The 23,792-nt window shown below is 56.6% G+C and carries 19 protein-coding genes, 1 tRNA gene and 3 pseudogenes; 9 read left to right on the top strand and 14 right to left on the bottom strand.

Annotated elements, in window-relative coordinates; translation table 11 throughout:
• Window positions 1–39 precede the first annotated feature (39 nt).
• The 4 genes from ACLI1L_RS06885 to ACLI1L_RS06870 form a co-directional block, all read right to left on the bottom strand.
• Window positions 40–648 (bottom strand): response regulator transcription factor, encoded by a 609-nt coding sequence (locus tag ACLI1L_RS06885; protein ID WP_411707199.1) that lies wholly within the window; start codon window positions 646–648, stop codon window positions 40–42.
• Window positions 641–1,630 carry a sensor histidine kinase gene (locus tag ACLI1L_RS06880; protein WP_411707198.1) on the bottom strand — a complete coding sequence of 330 codons (990 nt, stop codon included), beginning with the start codon at window positions 1,628–1,630 and terminating at the stop codon, window positions 641–643. The genes ACLI1L_RS06885 and ACLI1L_RS06880 overlap by 8 nt, the downstream gene beginning before the upstream one ends.
• A 155-nt stretch (window positions 1,631–1,785) precedes the next feature.
• Window positions 1,786–2,577: an ABC transporter permease gene (locus ACLI1L_RS06875; protein WP_411707197.1), complete on the bottom strand. Its 792-nt coding sequence runs from the start codon at window positions 2,575–2,577 to the stop codon at window positions 1,786–1,788.
• Between the two features lie 39 nt (window positions 2,578–2,616).
• Entirely contained in the window at window positions 2,617–3,540 is a 924-nt protein-coding gene (locus ACLI1L_RS06870) for an ABC transporter ATP-binding protein (RefSeq protein WP_411707196.1), read from the bottom strand.
• A gap of 91 nt (window positions 3,541–3,631) precedes the next feature.
• Here ACLI1L_RS06870 and ACLI1L_RS06865 point away from each other — a divergent pair.
• Both ACLI1L_RS06865 and ACLI1L_RS06860 read left to right on the top strand, forming a co-directional pair.
• A pseudogene (locus ACLI1L_RS06865) lies at window positions 3,632–4,167 on the top strand (cadmium resistance transporter).
• Between the two features lie 103 nt (window positions 4,168–4,270).
• A pseudogene (locus tag ACLI1L_RS06860) lies at window positions 4,271–4,439 on the top strand (IS256 family transposase); the annotation flags it as partial.
• Between the two features lie 110 nt (window positions 4,440–4,549).
• On the opposite strand, the gene ACLI1L_RS06855 reads toward ACLI1L_RS06860, so the two are convergent.
• Window positions 4,550–5,784 (bottom strand): IS3 family transposase gene (locus ACLI1L_RS06855; RefSeq protein ID WP_411707195.1). Its coding sequence is split into 2 segments (ribosomal slippage): window positions 4,550–5,496 and window positions 5,496–5,784, totalling 1,236 coding nucleotides; the frame shifts between segments, so codons are not numbered across the junction.
• Window positions 5,785–5,826: 42 nt separating this feature from the next.
• On the opposite strand from ACLI1L_RS06855, the pseudogene ACLI1L_RS06850 reads away from it, so the two are divergent.
• A pseudogene (locus ACLI1L_RS06850) lies at window positions 5,827–6,141 on the top strand (IS256 family transposase); the annotation flags it as partial.
• A 438-nt stretch (window positions 6,142–6,579) separates the two neighbouring features.
• Here ACLI1L_RS06850 and ACLI1L_RS06845 read toward each other — a convergent pair.
• The 5 genes from ACLI1L_RS06845 to ACLI1L_RS06825 form a co-directional block, all read right to left on the bottom strand.
• On the bottom strand, window positions 6,580–6,801 hold the full coding sequence (locus ACLI1L_RS06845; RefSeq protein WP_005323143.1) for a hypothetical protein: 222 nt from the start codon (window positions 6,799–6,801) through the stop codon (window positions 6,580–6,582).
• Window positions 6,798–7,082, bottom strand: coding sequence for an ArsR/SmtB family transcription factor (locus ACLI1L_RS06840; RefSeq protein ID WP_230310978.1), 285 nt, complete (start codon window positions 7,080–7,082; stop codon window positions 6,798–6,800). The genes ACLI1L_RS06845 and ACLI1L_RS06840 overlap by 4 nt, the downstream gene beginning before the upstream one ends.
• A 228-nt stretch (window positions 7,083–7,310) precedes the next feature.
• Window positions 7,311–10,100, bottom strand: coding sequence for a DEAD/DEAH box helicase (locus tag ACLI1L_RS06835; RefSeq protein ID WP_340440706.1), 2,790 nt, complete (start codon window positions 10,098–10,100; stop codon window positions 7,311–7,313).
• Window positions 10,100–12,259, bottom strand: a complete 2,160-nt coding sequence (locus tag ACLI1L_RS06830; RefSeq protein ID WP_340440705.1) for a site-specific DNA-methyltransferase — start codon at window positions 12,257–12,259, stop codon at window positions 10,100–10,102. The genes ACLI1L_RS06835 and ACLI1L_RS06830 overlap by 1 nt, the downstream gene beginning before the upstream one ends.
• A 179-nt stretch (window positions 12,260–12,438) precedes the next feature.
• Window positions 12,439–13,107: a hypothetical protein gene (locus ACLI1L_RS06825; RefSeq protein ID WP_411707194.1), complete on the bottom strand. Its 669-nt coding sequence runs from the start codon at window positions 13,105–13,107 to the stop codon at window positions 12,439–12,441.
• A gap of 613 nt (window positions 13,108–13,720) precedes the next feature.
• On the opposite strand from ACLI1L_RS06825, the gene ACLI1L_RS06820 reads away from it, so the two are divergent.
• On the top strand, window positions 13,721–14,716 hold the full coding sequence (locus tag ACLI1L_RS06820; RefSeq protein WP_049358834.1) for a tyrosine-type recombinase/integrase: 996 nt from the start codon (window positions 13,721–13,723) through the stop codon (window positions 14,714–14,716).
• Window positions 14,717–14,985: 269 nt separating this feature from the next.
• Here ACLI1L_RS06820 and ACLI1L_RS06815 read toward each other — a convergent pair whose 3' ends face one another.
• Window positions 14,986–15,213 carry a helix-turn-helix domain-containing protein gene (locus tag ACLI1L_RS06815; RefSeq protein ID WP_411707193.1) on the bottom strand — a complete coding sequence of 76 codons (228 nt, stop codon included), beginning with the start codon at window positions 15,211–15,213 and terminating at the stop codon, window positions 14,986–14,988.
• Window positions 15,214–15,366: 153 nt separating this feature from the next.
• On the opposite strand from ACLI1L_RS06815, the gene ACLI1L_RS06810 reads away from it, so the two are divergent.
• Together ACLI1L_RS06810 and ACLI1L_RS06805 are read left to right on the top strand one after the other, a co-directional pair.
• The gene (locus ACLI1L_RS06810; RefSeq protein WP_411707192.1) at window positions 15,367–16,347 is read left to right on the top strand and encodes a hypothetical protein; all 981 of its coding nucleotides are present in this window, start codon (window positions 15,367–15,369) and stop codon (window positions 16,345–16,347) included.
• The gene (locus tag ACLI1L_RS06805) at window positions 16,348–18,114 is read left to right on the top strand and encodes a hypothetical protein (RefSeq protein ID WP_340440702.1); all 1,767 of its coding nucleotides are present in this window, start codon (window positions 16,348–16,350) and stop codon (window positions 18,112–18,114) included. It begins immediately after the preceding gene.
• Between the two features lie 223 nt (window positions 18,115–18,337).
• Here the strand turns inward: ACLI1L_RS06805 and ACLI1L_RS06800 are convergent.
• The 3 genes from ACLI1L_RS06800 to ACLI1L_RS06790 all read right to left on the bottom strand — a co-directional run bounded on the left by ACLI1L_RS06800 (window position 18,338) and on the right by ACLI1L_RS06790 (window position 20,023).
• Window positions 18,338–18,411, bottom strand: a tRNA-Pro gene (locus tag ACLI1L_RS06800).
• 71 nt (window positions 18,412–18,482) lie between these two features.
• Window positions 18,483–18,872, bottom strand: coding sequence for a YchJ family protein (locus ACLI1L_RS06795; RefSeq protein ID WP_411707191.1), 390 nt, complete (start codon window positions 18,870–18,872; stop codon window positions 18,483–18,485).
• Window positions 18,872–20,023: an alpha/beta fold hydrolase gene (locus ACLI1L_RS06790; RefSeq protein WP_411707190.1), complete on the bottom strand. Its 1,152-nt coding sequence runs from the start codon at window positions 20,021–20,023 to the stop codon at window positions 18,872–18,874. The genes ACLI1L_RS06795 and ACLI1L_RS06790 overlap by 1 nt, the downstream gene beginning before the upstream one ends.
• A gap of 87 nt (window positions 20,024–20,110) precedes the next feature.
• Between ACLI1L_RS06790 and secA2 the strand changes: the two genes are divergently transcribed.
• From secA2 to ACLI1L_RS06775, 3 genes are all read left to right on the top strand, one after another.
• Window positions 20,111–22,402 (top strand): accessory Sec system translocase SecA2, encoded by a 2,292-nt coding sequence (gene secA2 / locus ACLI1L_RS06785; protein WP_411707189.1) that lies wholly within the window; start codon window positions 20,111–20,113, stop codon window positions 22,400–22,402.
• Window positions 22,403–22,487: 85 nt separating this feature from the next.
• Complete coding sequence (gene odhI, locus ACLI1L_RS06780) at window positions 22,488–22,922, top strand: oxoglutarate dehydrogenase inhibitor Odhl (protein ID WP_023021587.1); 435 nt, start codon at window positions 22,488–22,490, stop codon at window positions 22,920–22,922.
• Window positions 22,923–23,020: 98 nt separating this feature from the next.
• Entirely contained in the window at window positions 23,021–23,767 is a 747-nt protein-coding gene (locus ACLI1L_RS06775; protein ID WP_034655346.1) for a MerR family transcriptional regulator, read from the top strand.
• The last annotated feature ends 25 nt before the right edge of the window (window positions 23,768–23,792 follow it).

The following is a 23,792-nucleotide window of genomic DNA, read 5'->3' as shown; positions in this document are numbered from 1 at the left end:
CAAGCAGCAAGGGGATTTAGGCACTGGGCGTCGCGTTTTCTAAATCCATCCTTGTGTCTGCGCTATGGTTGCTGCCTCAAAGCGATTTTCAGCCGCGGTTTTGGCGATGAGCGAAGATACAATATTGCGTACCGTGCCATTGCTCAGGTGTACCTTGCGGGCGATCTGGTGAGTTCCGCTACCTTTCAAGACAAATTTTGCGACTTCCTGTTCGCGTGCGTTCAGTGGATTTTCCTGAATGAAAATGGTCTCTTGGGCGAGTGCTGGGTCAATGACCTTGAGCCCGGAGTGCACGCGCCGAATGTCTTCGGCGAGTTTTTCTGGCGGGGTATCTTTGACTACGAACCCGGAAACCCCGGTCTCCAGCGCCCGTTTCACGTAGCCACCGCGGCCGAAGGTAGTGACTATGAGGCTGCGGCAGCCCGTGCCTTGCAGTTCAGCGGCGGCATCTAGCCCGTTCTTGCCGGGCATTTCAATATCCAGCAGAGCAACATCGACGCTATGCTTGGCGACGAGCCCCGCAACCTCCGCACCCGTTGCGCACTGTGCCACAACGCTAATGTCTGGCTCTGTTTCCAAGAGAGCAACTAGCGCCCCTCGCACCAATGATTGATCCTCAGCAATGAGAACTCGAATGGTTTCAGGCATCGCCTACACCTCCGTCGGTGCTAAGAGGAAGAAAGTCGTTGTCTCCGTCCATAGTAACCAAGGCGAGCGTGCAGTCATTGCGGCGCGCAAAAAGCAGCTGCCCGCCAGCTTTTGTCACGCGGTTGCGCAGACCACTAAGCCCTCCTTGGGGACGGAACAGGCTTTCTTCTGCACCGAATCCGCAGCCATCGTCTGCTACCTGCAGTTGGTGGTCTGTCACTTGGACCCAGCAATGGGTGGCACCGGAGTGCCGGACCACGTTGGTGGTCAATTCGCGCAGAGCCCAGGAAAATTCGGCGTCATAAAGACCAGTGGCCTTGGTAGCCGAAGGCAAATAGGGCGCAATACCCGCGGTTTCGAGCGCCCTCCGGGCGGCGTGGATTTCGCCTTCAAAGGTGGGCATGCGCATACGAGTCACTGTGGAGCGGACTTCCGCCAGACCTCGGCGAGAAAGCTCACTTACCTCTTGCAGTTCCTGCCTTGCCCGCTGTGGATCCGTATCTATTAGCCGGCGCGCCAGCTCGGACTTAAGATTAATCACGGTAAGAGAGTGCCCCAAGAGATCGTGAACATCGGTAGCAATATCCTCGCGCTGGCGTGCCAGCTCCAATCGGCGTTCTAGCTCTGCGCGACTATCTTGACGCTGGGAAAAGGTGCCGAGCAGCACTAAAAATATTGGCCAAGCGAAAAGGACGATGAGGACCCAGCCGATATTTTTGGGCGTAAGGTACCAAGTGGCAGCAGCCACCACAGCCCCTGTAAGAAGGGTGAACGCTAAGCTTTGGCGCAAAGGAAGGTTAAAGCCGAGCAATGCCGCCAAGTACGGCGCAAAAATGACGGCAATGCTCCCGAAGAAGACAGTCGACAATACCGCGATGGCTGCAAGTGCAAACCAATACAGCCCGATTCGCTGCTCTACCCGCCATCCGCGGGGGTAGTAGCCTCCAGCGCCGAAAGCGAAGAAATAGACAAGACCGAACATTAGAGCGCACGAAAGGGCCCCGATTTGATTAGTAAGGGTCATCCCCGGCGCGGCAAAAGTGGTCCCCAGTCCAGGAATGAGAAAGACAAACCACACACTGGCAAAAAGCGCACTTTTGAGGCTGAAACCGCGGAATGGCTCTCGGAGAGATGACATCAGCGCCGAGCTTTGTCGCGGGAGCGTAGCAGGAGGCACGCGGTCAGGAAGATTGTCGTCCATACCACGAAGTTTAGCCACGCCATCCACAACGGGTGCGTAATCGTGCCTTCATCCCCGTTGAGGAACTGGCTTCCTTCTGCCAGAGGCCACTGGGCTAGTACAGCTGGACCGAAAAGGGGAGTGAAGCGGCCCCACTCCATTAGCGGCTTGGTCAGCGGTGTGAACACATTCGCCGCGAAAAGAAAAAGAACAACAGACGTCGATGCGATTGCGACGGAGTTGTCGGTGGGCAACGCCATTGCCCACACCAAGCCATAAAAGCCCAAGGGAATGGAAACTAGGAGGCAGGAAATGAAGCTTAAGATCCACTGGTGTGGCTGCATTTCCGCATGTGTAGCGGCACCAGTCAAATATACTGCCGTAATGGGTAGCAGGGCTTGAAAGCCGATGGATATGAGGTTTGCCCATAGCAGCTGGCGTGAGCGTAATGGAGTAAGCGCTAGTTGGCGTGCCCACCCAGTCTTGGCATCGGTGACGGCGGAGCCAGCGGCTGAAACGGAACCAGCGACGCCGCCGTAGAGTGCCATGCTGATCATTTCTAAGGCAGCATAGTTACCTCCTTTAAATGGGGTATCGCCAAAGTCCATCATGGCGCCGAAGAGGAGATAGAAAAACACCGGCAAAATGGTGCTGAAAAATATCGGGGTAAGGTTTCGACGCAGGCGCAGCAGGTTATGGGCAGCAAACCGCAGGGTTCGTGCAGTGGTGGTTGCAGGTTTAATCGTCATGGGAGACTCCTTGTGTAAAGGTTTACTGGAAGTGGCTGGTTAAGGTTGGGGCGCAGTCATCGCTAAAAATGCGTCCTCTAAGGAGCGTTTCCGAATTGTGATGTCGCGCGCCGAGGTGCGGTTAAGGAGGTATCTTGCAAGCGCATCAGAGTCACTGGTTACCATGCGGGCGTAGTCGCCGGATTGGTAAATCTCGGCAGAAATCGGTAGCTCGTCTGTAGAGGGGACTGGCCCTGCGAACTTCGCCTCGACAATGCGCTGGGCCGACTGCTCGCGAAAATCCTGGGCGCTTGCATCCGCACGTAGTTTGCCTTCATGAAGGAGAATAATCCTTTGCGCAAAATTGTCCGCCTCCTCCAGATAGTGGGTGGCAAAGACAATAGTTCGTCCCAACTCTGCCTGGCGGCGCATGGTGGTCCAGAACTCGTGGCGAGCATTAGCATCCATTCCTGCAGTAGGCTCATCGAGCAAGAGAACGCGGGGATTGCCTAAAAGTGCGAGGGCGAAGCGTACACGCTGTTGCTCGCCGCCAGAACATTTGCCCACCTTTCGGTGAAGGATCCGTGTGAGGTCGGCTTGTGCGGCTATATCCCCGACTGGCAGGGGATGTGGAAAGGTGGCGGACATCATCTGCAGGGTGTCCAGGATTGTGAGTTCGGGTAGGAGGCCGCCGGTTTGCAATACGGCGCCGATTTCTGAGCCTTGTACGGCAGCTCGCGGCGTGCGGTTAAGGACTGAAATGCTGCCTGTGGTGGGGGTGGTGAGGCCAAGGATGAGGTCAAAGAGGGTGGTTTTGCCGGCACCATTGGTGCCTAAAAGTCCTACGATTTCGCCCTGGGAGATACTAAATGAAACCTCGCTCAGCGCACGGACCGGCTCTGAGCCCCTCGTGGTGAAAGTTTTACTGACTCCGGAAACTTTTATGGCTGGCGTGTGTTTCGCCCTAAGGTCTGTCGTGCTCATACCTAAAAGGTATTCGGGGCCAGCCAGAATGGTGAATAGGATCTGTCATGAAATTTTCATGACAAGTGTCATGGCGCGATAGGCTGGGTGAGTGCTTACTACTCTCGCAGCGGCCGCTGGGCTATTTGTGGCCACCAATATCGATGACATTATAGTTCTATCCCTCTTTTTCGCCCGCGGTGCTGGGCGCAAGGGCACAACTGCCGCGATACTGATGGGCCAGTATCTCGGTTTCCTTGGCATACTGGTGGCCTCATCCCGTTGTTGCTTGGCCTGTGGGCGGCGTGGCAAACATTCCGAGGTGAGGATGACGATGAGGATATTTCCGGCAAAAAGCTGAGCACGCTGGCGGTCGCCGGAGTCACTTTTGCCAATGGAGGGGACAATATCGGCGTATACGTGCCCGTTTTTACTACCTCTACGCCGGCCGAAGTAGCAGTTTATTGTGCCGTCTTTCTTGCGCTTGTAGCCCCACTTGTTTTGGCGGCGCGGTTTGTGGCAACTCGGCCAGGAATCGCCGAAGCGCTGGAGAAGTGGGAGAGTGTGCTCTTTCCCGTGGTGCTCATTGCGGGATATGCGACAGAAAGTGTGTCTGTGAGGGTGGGGTCCACGCAGGTAAAGAGGTAAAACTGGGGCGTTTATAATCCTCACAGCGATATAAACGCCTAGGCAACGGTCAATCCACGATCCAATGCGGAGTCTGTGGTAGGCGTGCGTGTTGTCTTAGGGGATGAAGAAAAACAGACCACGTTGCCCTGTGCGCACTGGGGCAATGAAGAAAAACGGCACCACGACCAAAGGCACAACTCGATGGCGTTGCACCTCACCGACGTGCGGGGCATCCACGACAAAGACCCGTCCAGACCGTCAACTATCCGCAGATTTCAACACCTTCATCGACTGCATCTGCGGCGGCGCCTCAGTAACGCACGTCGCTGCTAGCCACAACATCAGCCGGCGCAGTGTGGAACGACGATTCCACACCTTTGAAGTGCCCCGAGTTTTGTTCCTAGGCATTTGCCTTGATTTCTATTATTTCTTGCGGCGGGTTCTGCTTCCAAAAATCGGTTTCCACTTCGACTGGGGTTCGGTATCCCAAGCTTTGGTGAAGCCTCATCTCGTTCCACCATGACACCCACTCGAACGTCGCGATTTCTACCTCGACAACATCATCCCACCTGCGAGTATGGATTAGCTCGTTCTTGTAGGAGCCGTTAACGTTTTCCGCCAGAGCATTGTCATAGGAATCCCCGACAGTTCCGGTGGAAGCGGCAATCCCGTGCTGGGCAAGGCGCTCGTTGTAGACCACGCTGACGTACTGCGAGCCGTGATCCGAATGGTGAATGAGACCTGTTGTTTCCTCAGCACACGCGATCGCCTGATTGAGAGCTTGCAGCGGCAACGCTTCGGTGCGCATGGAGTCTGATAACGCCCACCCAACGATCCGTCGGGAGTAAACGTCGGTGACAAACGCGGCATACACAAAGCCTTTCTTCGTGCGCACATACGTAATGTCAGCCACCCACAGTTTGTTCGGGCCGGGGGCTTTGAACTCACGCTCGACCAAGTCTGGGCGCAGATCAGGCACGTTAGGCTTACGGGTTGTAAGTGGTGATCTGCCTTTGCCTTTGCCAGAAACACCGGCCAAGCGCATTAAACGGGCAGTTTGTTCACGACCGATATCAATTCCGTCACGGCGGAGAGCATGCCACATTTTCCGTACACCGTAGACACCGTAATTATCCCGATGAACAGTTCTAATGCGTTCGACCAGCACAGCATCACGAAGGCGACGAGCACTTAACCCACGGGCCTTGGACTGGCGATAGCCACGCGAGGTGATAAACCCACCAGCCCGGTTATTCTTCAACGTCTTACAGATGAACTCGACAGAGAAACGAACCCGGAATTCATCGATGAACCGGATCATTTCCGACGTTTTGGGTCGAGTTCCGACGCGAAAAAAGCTGAAGCGGCCTTCAGCAGCTCATTAGTGTCGCGTAGCTCTTGATTTTCACGACGCAGCCTCGCGTTTTCCGCGGCCAAATCTTCAGGCACAGGTTCTGGGATGTTTCCCGCACGACGGGCCTGTTGAGTCCATTGACGGGCCGTATGCCATGAAACCCCCAGCTTTGGAGCTACTGCCTGGCACGCGGCTTGCATCGACATATTTTCTGCCAAGATGCGATCTTCCACGAGACGGACCACACGGTCCTTTGCATCCTGGTCAAATTTCCTTGGCATATTCCAGATTTTCCCATCTACTCAAACGGAACAAAACCTGGGACACTTCACCATCTAGAAGGCGCCATCAACGCCCAACTGAAACTACTTGCACGCCTTCACCGCGGAAGAACAGGAGAACGACAACGACGAATGCTGGAATGGTGGCTCTACCTTCACACCGAAGACCCTATACCACCAGCACAAATAGCTAAAGAACAAAACTGGGGACGTGACGCACTCGCCAAAGTCCACGCCACGCCCCACAACGAGAACAAAGCCGACCACGAAACAGGACGACCAGCCCTCTACGACAACGCTATCCCAGACTCATACGAACACAACCTAGGGATACAAAAAGGATGGGCCGGCGCCTAACCCCGACACGGGGCAACACAAAAAGACACACTTTTTGTCGCATATCCCCTCATTGCGCTGGGAATCGCGATTTTGCTTGCAGTATAAGAAAAGCCAGCACCGTGTAGGTGCTGGCTGCGAGTCTTTTGCGAAACTACCCATCCACCTGCAACGGCACTAACCACAGTGGTGGTTTCCGTCGGTTTCCGTTCCCGGTTCCGTCGGCTAGTGGGGCTGAAGAGGTAGCGGGTGGTGTCACATCAGGAGGTTCGTCCCCAGCCCTAGCCTGTATCCGCGAGGGAGGCAGGCCAGCACCCCGACCGGAGACACACCCCGCCGCCAAAGTCACAAGCAAGTTTATGTTGCTGGAGGTCTACGCGACGCGCTTAGCGCATACGCTGTGACAGCCCATAGCACGGAGCCAAAACCACCGCGCCCCTTGTTTAAGGAAGAGCCTGATTACTCGGGGATCTCGCTGAGTTGGGCCTCAATCCGATCCAACCGCTCGGTGATGTTGCGTAGGTGCTCCACGATGAGTTGGTTTGAACCATCGATCGCCGTCGCCGTTTCGCGTCGTGCGCTGGTGACGGTGCGTACCACCCAGACGGTAAGAGCAACGAAGATCGCGAGTGGTAGTGCGGCGGCGAGGATGACAAGAAATACGGTAGCGGTAAGTGTCACGAAGATTCCCTTTTCTGTTCTTGATTAATCAGGTGCCTAATGTGGTCTGGAGTTACTTCAAGCTGAAACGGAGCGACCCAGTAGTGCTTCCTCACTCGGCTCTCTCCGAGCTGTTCCAGGCCACTCTCGATGAGTCCAGCAGCTTCCAAGCGGTTGAGGTGCTGGTAGAGCAGTGGCCGAGACATCCCGAGTCGGCGGGCCAGCTCACTGACATGGGTCGAATCCGTCTCTAGGGAGGCGATAATTCGCAACCGAGGCTCACTTCCGAGAGCACTGAGCATCTGAGCGAGCCGTGCTGCGTCCATCATCCCTCCGTATCGTAATCGAACGATGTCGGGTGTAAGTATATGCTTACAGTCAGCGGTGTGCAAGTTCTGCCGGGTCTGGCGGAGACGCTGGCTGCTCACCCGGGGTGGCCGGTCGGACTGCGGGCAGGCCTGCACCGCCGGCGAGTACGGGAGGGGCCGACCTCATGGGGTCTTCGCAGGTAACCGGGACAGCCCCGTCACTTATTTGTACGTTCGTCCCTTCTCTGCATACACCTGTGTGGCTGTAGCCGCTTGCGCAATTGCCTTCCTTGTGTCTGGGTCTTTTAGATCCAGCAACTTGAGGTTATCTGCGTCTTTGCCCGACAGCGATAGGATTTCCAGGAACTGATCGCCGAACTTGTCTGCGTAATCGGCCAAGGCGCGCAGCTTGTCTAGGGCATCGCTTAAGTGCTCGCCGTGCGGGTCAACGATGGACGGCTTTATCGTGTCGTCCACAACACGGAAGAAAATGAAGTCAGGTTGCATGTTCTTCCATGCGCCGGTTGAGTCTTGATAGACCGCGGTTACTGCATCTGCACTTGCCCGTGATGGATTGCGGTACCAACCGAACGAGTCGTCACGTCCCTGCTCGGTCTCTACTACCTTCTTTTCCCAGTCATTGAGCTTCATCGGAGCACAGCCGTCACTTCCTGCAAGGATATGGCCTGCATAGCGCGGGTACTCTTCAAATTCACCTCCCTTGGTCTTGCGTCCAGGAGGTACCAATCGGTTCGTCGGACGAGTCAGTAGCTCACTTACCGGACTCACGGCCATCTCACGCAGTGCAGTATATGCGGCCTTTCGACCGTCAGGAAGCGCCGCGATGTTTGCGCGAGATGTGTCGAGCCAATCGGTCGCCACCTTGTTTGCGTCATAGCAGATTTCATCCTTCACACCGTCAACGTTGCTTAAAGATGCGAGGGAAAGACGCGCCTCATCAATAAGTTCGTCCTCGTCTGCGTCCTCACCAGCATGTTCATCAACAAATGAAGTAATCCACAAGTCAGCCAGTGCACGGGTAAAGACCGGAATGGATTTCTGGTATGCCTCTTCGATCACACGCTGGTCGGCATACAGGTCAATGTCGTCAGTATCCACCACTTGACGGTCAGAGTAGGCGTAAACGAGTTTTACTGTCTCCACTCGCTGAATGTCTTTGCGGTGCGTACTAACCTGCTCCTTGTACCTCACCATGTAGCCGTTGACAATGGAGACCAGTTCCTTTTCAGCCTCCTTTTTTCCTCCGGCACGAAGACCATCGCGCTCCAGTTCAATTCCCAGGTTGAGCAGCATCGAAATCGGTTTATCAGACCGTTTGGGAGCCACCAGGCGAGGAAGCGAGGTAAACACCTTCCATACAGCGTCACTATCCCTCAGTATCATCTGTTGGGCAGTGGGTTGCGGTGCTAACTTGCTGCCGGTGTCTTTGTGAGCCTCGGTGTCCTCAGCTAAGGCAGGTACTGTGTTCGCCGTGGTGTGGGGTGGTGTCTCAGTGGGAGTTTTCGTCTGCGGGGACGTGTCGTTTTGTTCGGACTCCTTCTCCGGCAGGGGCGTAACCCGAGACTGCGGCGGGGTATAAGGAACCAGTTTTTCCGGTTCAATGAAAGCTATCGGATCTCGATCATCATCACCACCATCATCATCCTTCCCCTCGTTGGTGCTGGAATTGATACTTTTTACAATGTCGTCAGCTGCGTCACGGTCGAACTTAGGAAGGATACACAGCACGGAGTTCAGCTCTGCGTTTCCCTCGATTCGACGAGCCAGCGGGGAGCGCACCATACGTCCAATGACCTGAGTGATATGTGCCTTGTCTTTCGCGGTACGATACGACACCATCACTTCAGCACGGGGGCAGTCCCACCCAGTAGACACTGCGGTTTTGGCAAACAACACGCGAATGTGCGTGCGATCTTGGACTGTTTGTGGTTCCACATAGGGAACCATGGTGGTGCCTGCCTGGATGTTGCTGTGCTCACCGAAGACCTGAGCAAAGGAATCTGGGTGAATTTCTGGCCACCCCTCGTAGATAGCGTCAATGGCCTGCGACAAATCCTGCGGAGTGGCCTTATCCCGCATCTGAACCACCATGAGAGGAACTACTTTTTCCCCATCGGAATCCTGGTTTTGGTGGTAGTCCTCCCAGCGGAGAGTAGTTTCCTTTAAGACTCGTGCTGCTTCACGCACTAGGACACCATCGAAACTAGCTCCCTCTTCGTTGGGAATGCGCAGCTCAATGGTGTCTTTGATAAGACCAGACTCTTGCACGTCGGAAACAGGGACTTCCACATCTTCAAGGACAAGCCGCGAGCCGGACATATCGTTAATCATGTCTTTGAACGCGCCAGGAGTTGCCGAAATGCCCAAGACCGTGGGCATGGGAGGAACTGGAGTGGCATGTCCCTCAGGTGTATGGCCCTCGATCATCCGGCGAAGGATAGTGACTTTATCCTTGTTTTGCTTCTTTGCTCCGCGGTGGGCTTCATCAACGACGAGATACAGGTTGAGGTTGTCGGATTCGATGGTATTGCGGATCGTGTCCCAGATCGTGACTTGTAATGTATCGGAGCGCGACATTAAGGCAGCGTCGGTATCAGCGGTGCCTCCGGTGAGCTTTGTTCCTTTGCCAATTTTCTGAGTGTTGAGGAAATAGATACACCCCGGTTCAAAAGTAGGGAGGTTGAACGTGTTGTCGATTTCCACTGTGCGCGAAGCTAAGTCGCTGGAGGCTCCCTCAATACGGAAGCGGGATTGCTGATTAAGATCTGGGTTATCGGACAGCCACAGAACGACAGCCTTAGCGTCTGGAGTGTGGTCGTCACTTGGCAACAGCAGCCGCTCAAAGACGCTGGTTGCGATAACGGTCTTTCCCGCACCCGTAGGAGCGGAGAGTGCGAAGATGGTCTGATCAGTCGATTTTTGGGCGCGAGATAAGCCCTCCATGATGCGATATGCAGCAATTTCCTGATATGGCCTAAGCGTGTACTTCATTAGACGGTCTCCCTGTTTTGCTGAAATGCGAAGTTGTTAAGGTACGTCGAGTACAGGCGTACCAGCTCAGCATCGTGGTTGCTCAGCTCGCGAGCCATGGACTCAAACACTAGGTCGTCGTTGGTGACAATGTAGACAACGTTCACGCCAGTGTGATTGCTTAATTCCTCGGCGAAGGTGGCAGAAGCAGCAACGTTTTCAATGATGGCGTAGGATTCGGCAATATCCCACCCGCGCTCGGGGATAGTTTCGATAATTCGTCCAGTCTGCCCTGCACGCATCCACAACATCGGTGATATGTCGGAAAAGGCGTAGCCGTGCCGTACGCGCGTTGGTGGCTGATAGGTCAGCGTGAAGAACCGGGCATTGGCCTCGAAGCCGTCCTTCATGGGGAACTCGTCGGTGAACTTGTACTCACCCATAATCGGGTCACCTTCGGGGGTTCGTCCCGTAATCGCGGCTTCCACGCGCGGCTTGGTCACGTAGTCGCAGATACCCCGTTTCTCCCACTCTTTATCGCCTGGCTGTAGCCCCTGCTTGCGCAGGTTTACTTGCTCGTCAGCGCTTACCTCGTTGTTCGTCACCGAGATGGACCGCCTACGCCCACCGTCCTGCTTGTTCAACCGCATAACGGCATGGGCGGTGGTGCCGGAGCCGGAGAAAAAGTCCAAGATGGTCGCGTCTGGTTTGTCCTTGACGAAGAACCTGATGGTGTCTTCCACTGCATAGAGGGACTTTGGGAATGGGAATGTTTGCTCGGGGAGTAATTGGGCAACAAGTCGTGAACCGGAATTGCCTGCGTCATGCGATGGGATACGCCACATGTCGGTCGGAACAAATGACATGCGATACCCGTCGGTGTCCACAATGACCGACCCGTCCGCACCTCGGCCGCTAATAGGGAAGGTACCATTCTCTACCTTGGTTTGTTCACCTTTTTTAAGATAGTAAAGGGTAGTTTCGGGCCCGCGCCATCTTCCAATTTTCGCGTATCCTTTTTCGATTGCTTTCTCCAAGTTTACCCGGCTGATCTGCCAGTTTCCTTCGGTTCCATCACGCCTGATAGGCCAAACTGCGCTAGTTCCGGGAGGGGGCGTGACCGTGTTGTAGTCGTCCCCGTAAAAGGGTTCGCCGACAGAGTCGAAAACTGGACCGTCCACAGTTTTCTTGATGAACACTGGATAAAATTGGTTCTTACTATCAGACCTGCGGGCGTTTGTTCCTGACCTAATGAGCAAATTCCAGCGAATCTTAGTCTTGTTCTTTGTTTTTACATCGTTCCATTCTTCTGAAAGCGGAAGAGGTCGCGGTTTAGAGTCACCAATCTGCACAAAATAGATATATTCGGACGACCTGCCGAAAGTACCTTTTCGGGTCACGCCTGCTGCGTTGATAGAACTCGTCACCATCGTGACGCGGCTTTCCGGGAATGTTTGCTCTAGCAGCAGGCCAAGGCGCAGGTATTCCTTCTCGTCGATGGTCACAATGAGTACGGAGTCGTCGGGGTTGAGCAGTTGCTTCGCAATCAAAAGACGACGTTCCATGAACGACAGCCACTTGGAGTGGCGATAGCCGTCGTCACTGTCCACGTAGTCGTTGTTGTACTTCCAGTCCTTCGCGCCAGTGTTGTATGGCGGGTCGATGTAAATGCAGTCGATGGAGTGGTAGTGCGTGTAGGTAAGCATTTTCAGCGCGTGGTAGTTCTCCGCGTTAATCACGCTGTGAAATGGCGCGTCGGGGTCTTCGCTGCCGATAACCTCGCCGGTTTGCACCAGGCCGGGGTAGATAGTGTCGTTGTGCTGAGCTACAACCACCAGATCATCAACAGGCACACTATCGCGCATCTCCGGCTCGGTGTCCTGCTTAGGCTGGAGTTCTACTAGCCGGGCTACACGGCCTAGTTCATTGTCTCTACGTAGCCAATCTACGCGCCACAGGCGAGTGTCCGGGGTGTCTTTGGAGCCACGTGGCGGGAGGACATGCACGCTATCGCCACGTCGTACAGGACGACCTGGAAGCTCCACGTTTTCTGGAAGGTGACGCTCAAAAACGAGTCCAAACGTGCGTTGATTATGGCTGGACAGCTCCGCTTTAAGGTCGGCTTCGAGCCGCGGGTTTTCCCTTTTCAGCTGGTCTAAAAGGTCGGAAAGGCGTGACATTTAATCGTCCTTTAATCAGGCAGTTAAGTCGATGAATCAATAGGTTTAAGGGTAGCCCACAGCCCGACTCAGGACGTGGCCGGTGCCCCATCACGTCCCCCGCCACCTGCCCGGCAAACAAAGAAACCCAGCCGCAGCATTGCACCGCGGCTGGGCCTGCGTCCTTCTCCTAACCTCAGCTACAACCGCTCGATGTCTACATCGCCATCGAGAATCCTCGGCTCTACCTCCATGTGGATCCCGCGGTAGGGAAGTAGTGCGCGGATAATGTCGTGGGTGATGTCGATGCCTGGAGATGGTTCGTCCCGCAAAAGGTGGTACAGGCTAGGGCAGTAGTCCACGCCGGGAAACTCGTCCTTTGCTTCGGGAACGCACCCGTCCGGGTCAAAAGTCGTGCAGCGAATGATCGGGTCGTCGTGGACACTATTGGGCAGATTGATGGTGAGTCCTGGTGTGGTGGCAGACATGTCTGCAACCGTGGCCTCGTTTACAGACCGGGTAAGCGGGATTAGGCCGCGGGCGGACTCACCGCCTTGGATGCGGGTGAGTCCCGCACGGTTTCCGTAAGTGTCGGCCAGGGTGACAAACGTGACGCGCACCGGGGCAATGGCCACCGACATGGAGTTAAACGCGGTGAGGACGTTGATTTCGCGCTCAGTGATAAGCCCCTGCGGGCCTGTGAAGCTAATGACGTGGTTGTAGAGCGCGGCGGTGGACATGGACAAGATGGTGTCGGCCACCTGTTTTCCCTGTTTCAGGGTTTCGGTGACTTGGGCGAGGTCGTCTACCTCAAGCTCGGCGGTGAAGTACTGGCAGTACAGTGGTGTGCTCATGTCGAGTGTGGACATGGTTCGTCCCTTTCCTTTGAGGGTGTGAGCAGTGGAAATGTCAAGTGTCGGGCACGGTAACAGGTAGAAATTTGCGGATACGCAAACTGTCCGCGCGGTGGGTTGCCGATGTGCGAGGTATGGCAATAAGCCGCGTGAGTTAAGACAAAATTGCGGATACGCAATCGCGCTCGACGGTGGTCACGCTAGTCGGTGCGGGGTGTGGTTGGGGCTCCGCGCAGGTCGCGCACGCATCGGTTAGCCACAACCGGGGGCAGCGGATCTACATGTTGTGGTGGACATAGCTGTGGGCCACAAAGCGGGGCCTTGAAGGACTTGGTGGGTAGGGTTAAGGCCGCGTCCGAGGCTCGCGCGGGGGTACTAAATATGGCATGTCCCTTTTTTGATCTCCACAACATGATGTGGTGGTTCGTCTGGTAGATGTTTGCGGAACCGCAAACATGCAGGCCATATAAGAAATTCCTGCGAAGTTGGCGGTGTGAGGCCACCTGCTTGCCAGATTGCAGATCGGCAAACAAGACTATGTGTAGCGGAGTGCACTGCGTGGCCTAGCTACGTAGCATCCACTACACCGCCCCATTCCACTGCGATCGTGCCGACGAAGGAAAGGCCCATGTCCAGTAACTACACCACCGCCGACTATGAGGCGATCATCGCCAACTACACACCACACGCCGTGCGCTCTGAGCCGTGGAGCCACGTTGCCGACTTCACCCGCGAGTGCGTGCGCGCACTTAACATCACCCCGGATAACACCAGCCGCGACGCACTGCGCAACACGCTCAACTGCGTGTCCAAGCTCGCCGCCTGGGTCTGGGTGAGCTACGGCGTGGTGACTGTCGAGACCGTCTTTCACCCCGACATCATCGGAAACTACTTCCTTGCTGGAGATGGTGCAAAGCTCAGCCCGTCCACCGCAGGAACCCAGCGCTCGCTGCTGTGTCGTGTGGCGGAGGTGATCAACGACGACTGGAACCCTGACTACCAGCACCCGATTAGCTACGAGCCAACCCTTGAACCCTACGACTCTTATGCCTGTGACAGGATGTGGGATTGGGCCGAGTCGCAACCCACAGCTGCCCGCCGCCGCAACTTCACTACGGTGCTAGCACTCACGCTTGGTGCGGGCTTGCGCGCAGGAGAAATCTGCACGCTGCGCGGCAAAGACGTGCGTGTTGACGGCGACGGGGTGCTGCTGTTTCCGCACGGCTACCGCGGGGCTGGCCCGCGCGAGGTGCCACTGCTCAAGTCTCATATCGAGGTACTTCAGCCGGTCATTATGGCTACCGGCCCGGAGGACTACCTGTTTAGGCCAGGCCGCGACAACGAGAACGTCAGCCAGCTCTCGGCGTATCTCCGCCGGGTAACACCTAGTACATCGCCGGATATGGTGCCGGATACCCGCAGGCTGCGCAATACGTGGATTATCGACCGCATTGCAGCCGGAGTTCCCGCTGATGTGCTGTGTGCTGCGGCAGGACTGAAGTCCTTGCACCAGTTTGAGGACTACGTGGTCGAGGCCGGAGCTAACCGCCGCCATGCCTACCGGATTCTTTTGGCCGGAGGATCGACTCATGGCACCCCAGGTGGAGGCCTGTACGTGCTGTAGCTCGGCTCACGGAGACTTCCTGAGCTATCCCTAGCGATTGCGGATACGCAAAGTGGGATTGCGGATACGCAAAACTCGTCTCATGGCGCACAGACCGCACCAGGGACGAACCACCCTGTGACCTGCGGGTTTACTCATGGTCTGAGGTAAGAAGGCACCGCCACCTATTTCGTGGTGTAGGTGTGCTCACCTCGTGAGCCATGAACGACACCCATGTAACTCACACCCGCCTTACCAGTGTCGGAAACATGCAGTTTCCAACCCTCGGGTCACTGACTGCCGTATCGGTTGCTGCGATGGCGCGGCCACAAGGGCTTGCCTGTGGTGACCTCGATATTGGCAATGACACGTCCCGTCGGGATCATCTCGCCGCGGATGATTCGGGTGATGGTGGAGGCGGGGATACCGCAGGCATCAGCCAAGTGCTTGGCACTGGGGTAGCTCCCGTTCAGGGTGAGCTGCTGGACGTTGCGGGCAAAGTCCTGCAATTTCCGCATGACCGGATCGTGGGCCTCGATATGGGCATTAGGCCAGTTGGCGTAACGCCTGACCGGAGCTTCGGCGGGAAGGTCGGAAGCCACGAGACCACTTCCTTTGAACCAGATGAAAAAGACGAACCACCTCAGTCTAAATACAGTGAGGTCTACGCTGTGATCGACACACTGACGACACGCGGATTACTGCCTGCCACCACGCCTGCGGCAGCGACAAACCGCAAGACTCAACTCGCTGCGTACTTTAGCTACATGCGTGACCGCTGGCACGTGGATGCCACCGTGGACAACTGCATCACGCTGCTGCAAGACGGCGGCTCGATCCGCACCTACCTGCAAGCCCGTAACGCGGATTTATCTAAGTCCAGCCTCAATGCCGCCCGCCGACTCCTTAACCGCTGCGCAAGCCACGTCATTGAACATCACGGTGGGCTGGACTGGGTAGAAGAGCTACCCGAAGTTATCTATCCTGCTGCAAGGTCTCCGCGCCGCGCCTACAACTCCCGCGAACTAATCCGTATTACGGATTGGCTGCGCTCTAGACCTCGCCGCGACTCGCGGCGCGTGGCCTACATCCTTGTGGCCTTAGGGCTTGGTGCTGGCATGACCACAGAAGAGATCTATCACTGCTGTTACGGCGACTTCACTGACTACGGCACCGTGCTGGCAGTACATGCCCGTGGTGGTCGAGGCCTCAAGCCGCGTACCATTCCGCTGACGGAACCTTATGGCGATGTCATGCGCCAAGTCCTGCGCGGTGTGGGCGCAGACCGCAGGGACGAACCACTGGTGAAACCTAACTCAGTACGCCGCCGCGATGATGCCACCGGCCCACACCTGATTCCTGACTTCATCCACAAGACGAGCCAGAACCCATCGAGTACCGGGATTGCACCCATCATTAACAGGCTGCGCTATACCTGGATTGCCGACCATGCCGCCGAGTATGTGGACTTTAACCAGCTGGTCTATGCCACCGGCGTCATACAGCCATTCCACCACGCCTTCCATCAGATGATCGTTGAGGCTGGGGCACTGACTGAGGCCGAGTACTGGGTGTGGGCCAAGGGCAACAGGGACGAACCAGACTACCCGCCGCTTCGAGTCGTCGAACCGAGAGCAGGAGGCGAAGTCTAGGTGGCCCACTTCAACACCACACCCACCCCGCTGCTTCGCCTGGACGGAGCTAGCGTCTCTTGGGCATTGACCATCATCGACCGCACCGACATATGCCACCATCTTGACACCTGGCGGCGCGTAGACGGCTACGACCCCACCAAAGGAGGCAGGCCCAAATCCGTTAACGACCGCACCATCCTCGCGCTCTACCTGATTCTGGCGCGCTCTGGTCAACCCATGCACTTGACCACCATGACGACGCTCCTGGCCTCGCCTGATACGACAGACATGGCTTTAGAACTCCTTAACCTGCCCAGCCGCGATAGGGCACGACGGGTAGGTGACTCTTACGCAACCCAGCACAACAACTGGTACCACCGCCTGTGGCGCGCGCTGCACAGCTTCCTTGATGTCGTTGACCCATTCGACAACATCCCGCATCGCGCCAGGCTTACCCGTGCTGAATTCAACCGGCTGATGGATGAACAAGACCCTGAGCGCCACGAGGAAAAATGGCAGCGCGCCACCTACGTGTTCAATGAGCTGGTTATGGCAAGTACCGAGGACATGCCCGAAGAATACCGAGCCAACTGGCAGGGAGACCTCACCCTAGACGGAACACTTATTCCAGGCGTGCGCCGCGGCAACAACCGATGGACGAACCGACCGGACGATCTCATGTCCTCCGAGCCGGAGGCAGGCTGGTACTCCCGCGATGGGCAACAGGAAACACACGGAGAAAACAAGCGCACAAGGAACGCCAAACACGTCTGGGGCTGGGAGGCCACACTCGTGGCCGGAGTCATCCGCGACCAAGGCCCATACGAACAGCCACACCTGATTATGGGCATGGCCTTCGACCGGCCCAGCCACAACCCTGCCATCCGCGGGCTGCAAGCCATGCGACACCTCACCGACGACCCCACCACGCCTAAAGGCGTGGTGGTTGGCGACCGCGCGTACTTCGCTGTGGCCAAGACCAAAGACTTCCACGAGCCACTACGTAAAAAGGGGTACACGCTGGTTGGCGATTACAAATCCAACCAGCTGGGCCAGCGCGGCAGCTTTGAAACCATGAGCTTGGTTGAAGGCCACTGGTATTGTCCTGCCATGCCGAAACCTCTGGTGGAAGCCACCGAAGACTTCTATGCCGGACGTATTGATGAGGCCACCTACAACCAGCGGATCAACGAGCGCCGCGCCTTTGCCATGCGGCGAAAAGGCAAGGATCTCTCCGGTGAGAGTCAGAGGTTTATGTGTCCGGGACGAGGTAAAGGAAAGACACTGGCATGTCCCTTGGTGGAAAAGAGTCAGCGCCAGGACGCGAGAGACAGAGGACTACCCTCCATCTCCGGGCCAAATCTATCTACTGCGCGCAACGGAAAAGGAAAGTGCTGTACCAATAGGGACTCGGTAACCATTCCCAATAAGGAAGGAATGCGCTACCGCCAAACTGGCCCTGCTTTTAAGACACCGGAATGGAAGAAGGTGTATGGCACGTGGCGCAACGTGATTGAAACGCGCAACGACTATGTAAAGAACAATCGCGGCGGTGCTGCTATTGGTGACCATACGAGAAGACCTGTACGCGGTTTTGCTGCGGCCTTCTTCTATACAGCTCTTGGTGTGGTTGCGGCCAATGTATCTATGATTCGGCGTTTTCTTGGCCGGGTGGATCGGGATGAAAAGACTCCGCCACCTGGCACGCGAGATCCGCAGCCGCCGCGCGATCCGGCGCGCGAGAAGGCAAGCCCGAACGCGCCGCCTGCGCAACATGTTGCCTAATACCAACTGAATACATTTCTCGTATCTAGCTCGGAAAACCGATAAAGGGTTCCGGGCTATTAGTCGTTTTAGAGGGGACGAACCATGCTGTGTTCCTTATTGGTTACCGCCTGGATTGCAGCGAAAACGACTAAACCCACCGCGATCAAGCGGTGGGTTTAGCTATGCGGAGCAGTTTCGCAAATGATTTAAGCTAGATTCGCAAAACCGTCGCTGCTTTTTGTCGGGCTAACAGGATTTGAACCTGCGACCCCTACACCCCCAGTGTAGTGCGCTACCAAACTGCGCCATAGCCCGCCGTCGCACTGTGCGACTCATCTAGATTACATCAGTAGGATTCTACTGTGAAATTTGGTGTGTAACCTGCGTTAAAGCTCGCCGGTGGAATACACCCACGTACCGTCGAAGCGGCGGAACGAGGAACGTTCGCGCTGCGAACCGACAGCTGCTCCCTTATAAAACGCCTCAAATTCCACCACGCCGGAACTATCCATAAGGCCGCCGCCTTGGGTATCTAGGATATCGAGGCGGTAGAACCTAATGGGGGAGTCTGCCAAGTCGAGGGCCCCAGGTCGAGTGACAGGATCCCACGTGCGCAGCAAGTACTCTTCGTCGCCGGTAACAAAAGCGCTAAACCGGGAGCGCATGAGCGCTTCTGCGGTGGGCGCATTGCTACCGGCATGGTACTTGCCGCAGCACTCGCCGTAGGAAAGGCCGGTGCCACACGGACAGCGGCGCGAGGAATCATAAGCAGGCATTAGTGTGCGTCCACGATGGTGACGTTGCCGAGCATGCGCTCGACATCAGTATCCTTCGCGGCAGAGTGCAAAATTGATACCTCTTCCGCTGAGAGATTACCGGCGAGTTCGATACGGCGCTCGAAGCTGGCAGGGCCGGTTTGGGTGATGCTCACATGGACGTCGTCAAGCGCGAGCTTTTTGCCAGCCTCCTTGATAGCTTGGGTCGACGCCGTGGCGAGGGCGGACATAAGAAGACCCTCGGCGGTAAACCCCTTGCCCTTGCCGCCGTTCTTTTTAGTGCGGTCAGCGCTAAGGCTATGGTCATTGTGGCGCACGACCACGCCGAATTTGGTGCCGGTGGCCGGCTGCGCAACGGCGGCGTCGGTACCTACTTCTTCCGGCGTGTAATCGGCAACGATAAACTGCTCGGCCCACGCCCCAATGAGATCCGCTGCACGCGCGGCCGTACCTTGCTTGGTGAGCAGGTGGTCGGCCTTGTCGAGGGAGACCAAGGACTTGGGGTAGCGCGTGAGGAGGAAGATATTCTGCGCATTATCGATACCCACGGTTTGGTCGATGGGAGAGTGCAACACCATCAAGGGCTTGCGTAGCTTAGGCAGATATTCCTCGGGATTGGTATCTGCCAAGTCCTCCAAGAACTTGCGGGAGATGATGAGCCCGCGGCCGCCGAGGACGACTTCTACTTCACCATTGGCGTCGACCTCGCCAATCTTATCCGCGTAGTGAAGCACGGAGTGGGCTGGATCAAACGGGGCGCCGAGGGTAGCTACCGCTTTGAGGGACTTCATGGTCGTAGCTGCCTTCAAAGCGGCGGCTCCGCCCAGCGAGTGGCCCATCAGCAATTGGGGTGCAGAATAGTGTTCCGTCAGCCACGCGGCAGCGGCGTGAATATCATCGACGTTTTGGCTAAAGGTAGTATCGCCGAATTCACCGGCGGACTGGCCCAGGCCGGGAAAATCAAAGCGCAGCGTGGCGATGCCGAACTCGGTGAGCTGCTTCGCGGTGCGGGCGGCACCAGGAGTATGGCGGGAGCCGGCGAAGCAATGGGCAAAGATGGCGTAGGCGATCGGGGGAGAATCCGGGAAGTCGATGGTTCCAGCCATCTCAGTACCCCGGCTCGAAGGCAGCTTTACATTGACGGATTGCATGAGAACTAGAATAACGGGCCTCTTTCCCGCAAGCCATACGAGGTTGACTACAGTCGATAGGAGCAATCCATTTAAGGAGGATGAGTCATGGGCGCGTTTGATTGGTTCTGGAAGGCAATGGGCTCGCAAAGCGAGCGTAATAATAAGAAATCCAAGGCCATCGTGGGTTCGGCAGACGAAGCTGCCCGGACATTGAGCCAGCACGATGACGCAGCTGTGGCCCAGGCCGCGCGCGATGCCGTTCAGTCCGGTGAGATAGTGGACAAGGCACAGTTCCTCGCGGCCCTGGCAGTGGCCTGCGAACGCACTCTGGGCATGAACCCCTTTAACGTGCAATCACAAGCGGTCCTGCGCCTACTCACCGGAGACGTCATCCAGATGGCCACCGGTGAAGGCAAGACCCTGGTGGGTGCCATGGCTGCCACCGGCTTTGCGCTGACCGGAAAGCGCGTCCATGTAGTTACCGTCAATAACTATCTTGCTGCTCGCGACGCCGAATGGATGCGCCCCGTAGTGGAGTTCTTTGGCCTGAGCGTTGCGTCGGTAACAGAGGGCATGACTCCGGAGGAACGCCGCGTTGCCTACGCACAGGATATTATCTATGCGCCCGTGAACGAGCTAGGCTTCGACCTGCTGCGCGATAACCAGATCACTGACCGTTCCCACACCGTGCAGGCCGCCGGGGATGTTGCCTTGGTGGACGAAGCCGACTCCGTCTTGGTAGATGAGGCCCTTGTACCGCTGGTACTTGCCGGAAACCGGCCGGGCGAAGCACCCACCGGACATATCACCAATGTGGTTTCCCGCCTGCGCGAAAAGCTGGACTACATCATCTCTGAGGACGGCCGCACCGTTCAATTGACCGAAGACGGTGCACGCCGTGTGGAGCAAGAATTGGGCATTGATTCGCTCTATTCCGAGGAGAATATCGGCACCATTTTGGTGAAGGTTAACCTTGCCCTGCATGCCAAAGCGCTGCTTATCCGAGACATTCACTACATTGTGGTTGACGGCAAGCTGCAGCTTATCGATGCCTCGCGGGGCCGCGTTGCCGACCTGCAGCGCTGGCCCGATGGCCTGCAAGCGGCGGTAGAGGCCAAGGAAGGCCTGGAAGTCTCTGAAGGCGGGCGCATCCTCGATACCATCACCCTGCAAGAACTTATGCGGCGCTACCCACTAGTGTGCGGAATGACGGGCACCGCGGTGGAGGCAACCGATCAGCTGCGCCAGTTCTACGGTCTGCACGTCTCTGTTATTGACCGCAATAAGCCGCTGCAGCGGTTTGATGAACAAGACCGTATCTTTGCGACGGTCGAGGATAAATCTGCCGCTATCGTGGAAGAAATCGCAGCCATCCACGCCACGGGACAACCCATCCTGGTGGGCACGCAGGATGTCGCCGAATCGGAGGATCTGGCAGATGCACTGGGCAAGCGGGGCATTGAGGTTAATGTCCTCAACGCCAAAAATGATGAGCAAGAGGCGCGGATAGTCGCCGAGGCCGGAGATATCGGGCGCGTTACCGTTTCTACCCAGATGGCCGGTCGTGGTACTGATATCAAGTTGGGCGGCGCTAGTGAGGCCGACCATGACGCAGTAGCGGAGCTTGGCGGCCTTGCGGTCATCGGTACCTCGCGGCACCGCACCGCCCGCTTGGACAACCAGCTCCGCGGCCGTGCGGGCCGGCAAGGAGATCCGGGGCTTTCCCTCTTCTTTGTCTCCTTGGAAGATGACGTAGTTCAGCAAGGTGGCGACGGCGAAACTGTCCGCGCCCAACCGGCGGAGGACGGACGTATCGAGTCCAAACGGGTCAGTGATTTTGTAGCGCACTGCCAGCGCGTGACCGAGGGGCAATTGCTCGAGATCCATGCCCAGACGTGGAAGTACAATCAGCTTTTAGCTGATCAACGCATCATCATCGATGAACGCCGAGCCAAGCTTTTGGATAGCGATCAAGCCTGGCAGGAGCTTTCCCAACGCGCCCCAGAGCGCGCAGCAGAGCTGGCGGAGGTTCCTGAAGAAGCTCGCATCAAGGCTGCACGCGAAATCATGCTTTATCACTTGGACCTAGCATGGGCCGACCATCTGGAGCTCATGGACGATGTTCGTGAGTCCATTCACTTGCGCGCTATCGCCCGCGAGACGCCGATCGATGAGTACCACCGCATTGCGGTAAGGGAGTTTAAAGACTTGGCTCAGCGGGCCGTCGAAAAGTCTGTGGAAACCTTCCGCACCGTGCTTATCGACGCCGACGGGGCGCACCTTGATGACGCCGGACTAGCCCGCCCGAGTGCTACGTGGACCTACATGGTTTCCGATAACCCCCTTGCGGGCAAGGGAAATTCCGTGCTGAGCGGCATCGGAAACATTTTCCGGTGAAATAAATCTCCACCAAAGGGTCGCGGACCCAAATAAGTCGCTAGTATTGTCATAAGTAACTCGTAACTAATCCCCGGAGGTAACAATGAGCGAGAACACCGGAACCCCGGAACCACAGGTAGAGACCACATCTGTATTCCGCGCAGACCTGCTCAAGGAGATGGAAAACGGCGCGAATGGCAACGAGACTGCCGTTGCCGGTACCGATAACCTGGCAGAGGGCCAGGCACTCTTGGTGGTCAAGCGCGGCCCGAATGCGGGTGCCCGCTTCTTGTTGGACCAGGCGACTACCACCGCTGGCCGCCATCCCGAGGCGGACATCTTCCTCGATGACGTTACGGTATCCCGCCGCCACGCGGAATTCCGCAAGAATGATGATGACAAGTTTGAGGTAGTTGACGTTGGATCCCTCAACGGAACCTACGTGAACCGCGAGCCACGCAACTCCCAGGTGCTCGAGGTAGGAGACGAAATCCAGATTGGCAAGTTCCGTCTGGTTTTCATCGCTAACCAGAGCTAATTCTTTCGTAGACCAGCCGCGCTTCCTTTCTAGGAAGGGCGGTGTAGTCTACGTATGGCACGATAAGAACTTTTCAGGACCCCTAAGAGATAGACACAGTGAGCGCAGCAGATTCTTCGGCAGCAGCAGTACGCCGTACCAGCCCTAAAGCTAAAAAGGCTAAGACCATGTCCATTGGCGTGGTTTTGGAGACGCTGAATCAGCAATTCCCAGACGTCACGGTGTCCAAGATTCGCTTCCTTGAATCTGAGGGCCTCATTAGTCCGCAGCGCACCGCCTCCGGCTATCGCCGCTTCACCCAAGAAGATGTGGACCGGCTGCGTTATATTCTTACTACTCAGCGCGATAACTATACGCCGCTAAAGGTTATCCGTGAGCAGCTAGAGGCTATGGATTCCGGTCAGGTCACCGCCATTGTTTCTGCGGGCCATGCCGAAACCCTCTTGTCCCCACAGCAGTTTAAGGCCCCTGTCGTCACGCGCTTGACTGATGTAGAGGTAGCCACGCAGGCGGGGTCCAGTGAAGATGACGTCGCATCCTTAGTGAAGTACGGCCTCATTCGCCCAGATGCTGCTGGGTTTTTCAATACCGATGACGTGGCTATTGTCTCAGCCGCCGTGGCCCTCAAGGCTTTTGGTTTCGGTGCCCGTGAACTTAAGTCCCTGCGCAATAACGCGCGCCGGCAGGCTGACCTGATTTCCCAGGCCGCGGCTCCAGTGGCACACTCAAACTCTGATACTGCACACCAGAAGGCGGAAGAAATCTCCCAGCAGATGACCGCGCTCGTGGTCTCTTTGCATGCGACACTGGTGAAATCAGACCTGCGTGACGAATACCAGGCTTAATACGCCACCGTTCCCGTCTTTGTGG

It is taken from the genome of Corynebacterium sp. LaCa117 (assembly GCF_046717765.1).
Taxonomy (GTDB): Bacteria; Actinomycetota; Actinomycetes; order Mycobacteriales; family Mycobacteriaceae; genus Corynebacterium; species Corynebacterium kefirresidentii.
The sequence above is the reverse complement of the archived record's forward strand: the minus strand, read 5'-3'. Positions and strand labels throughout refer to the sequence as shown.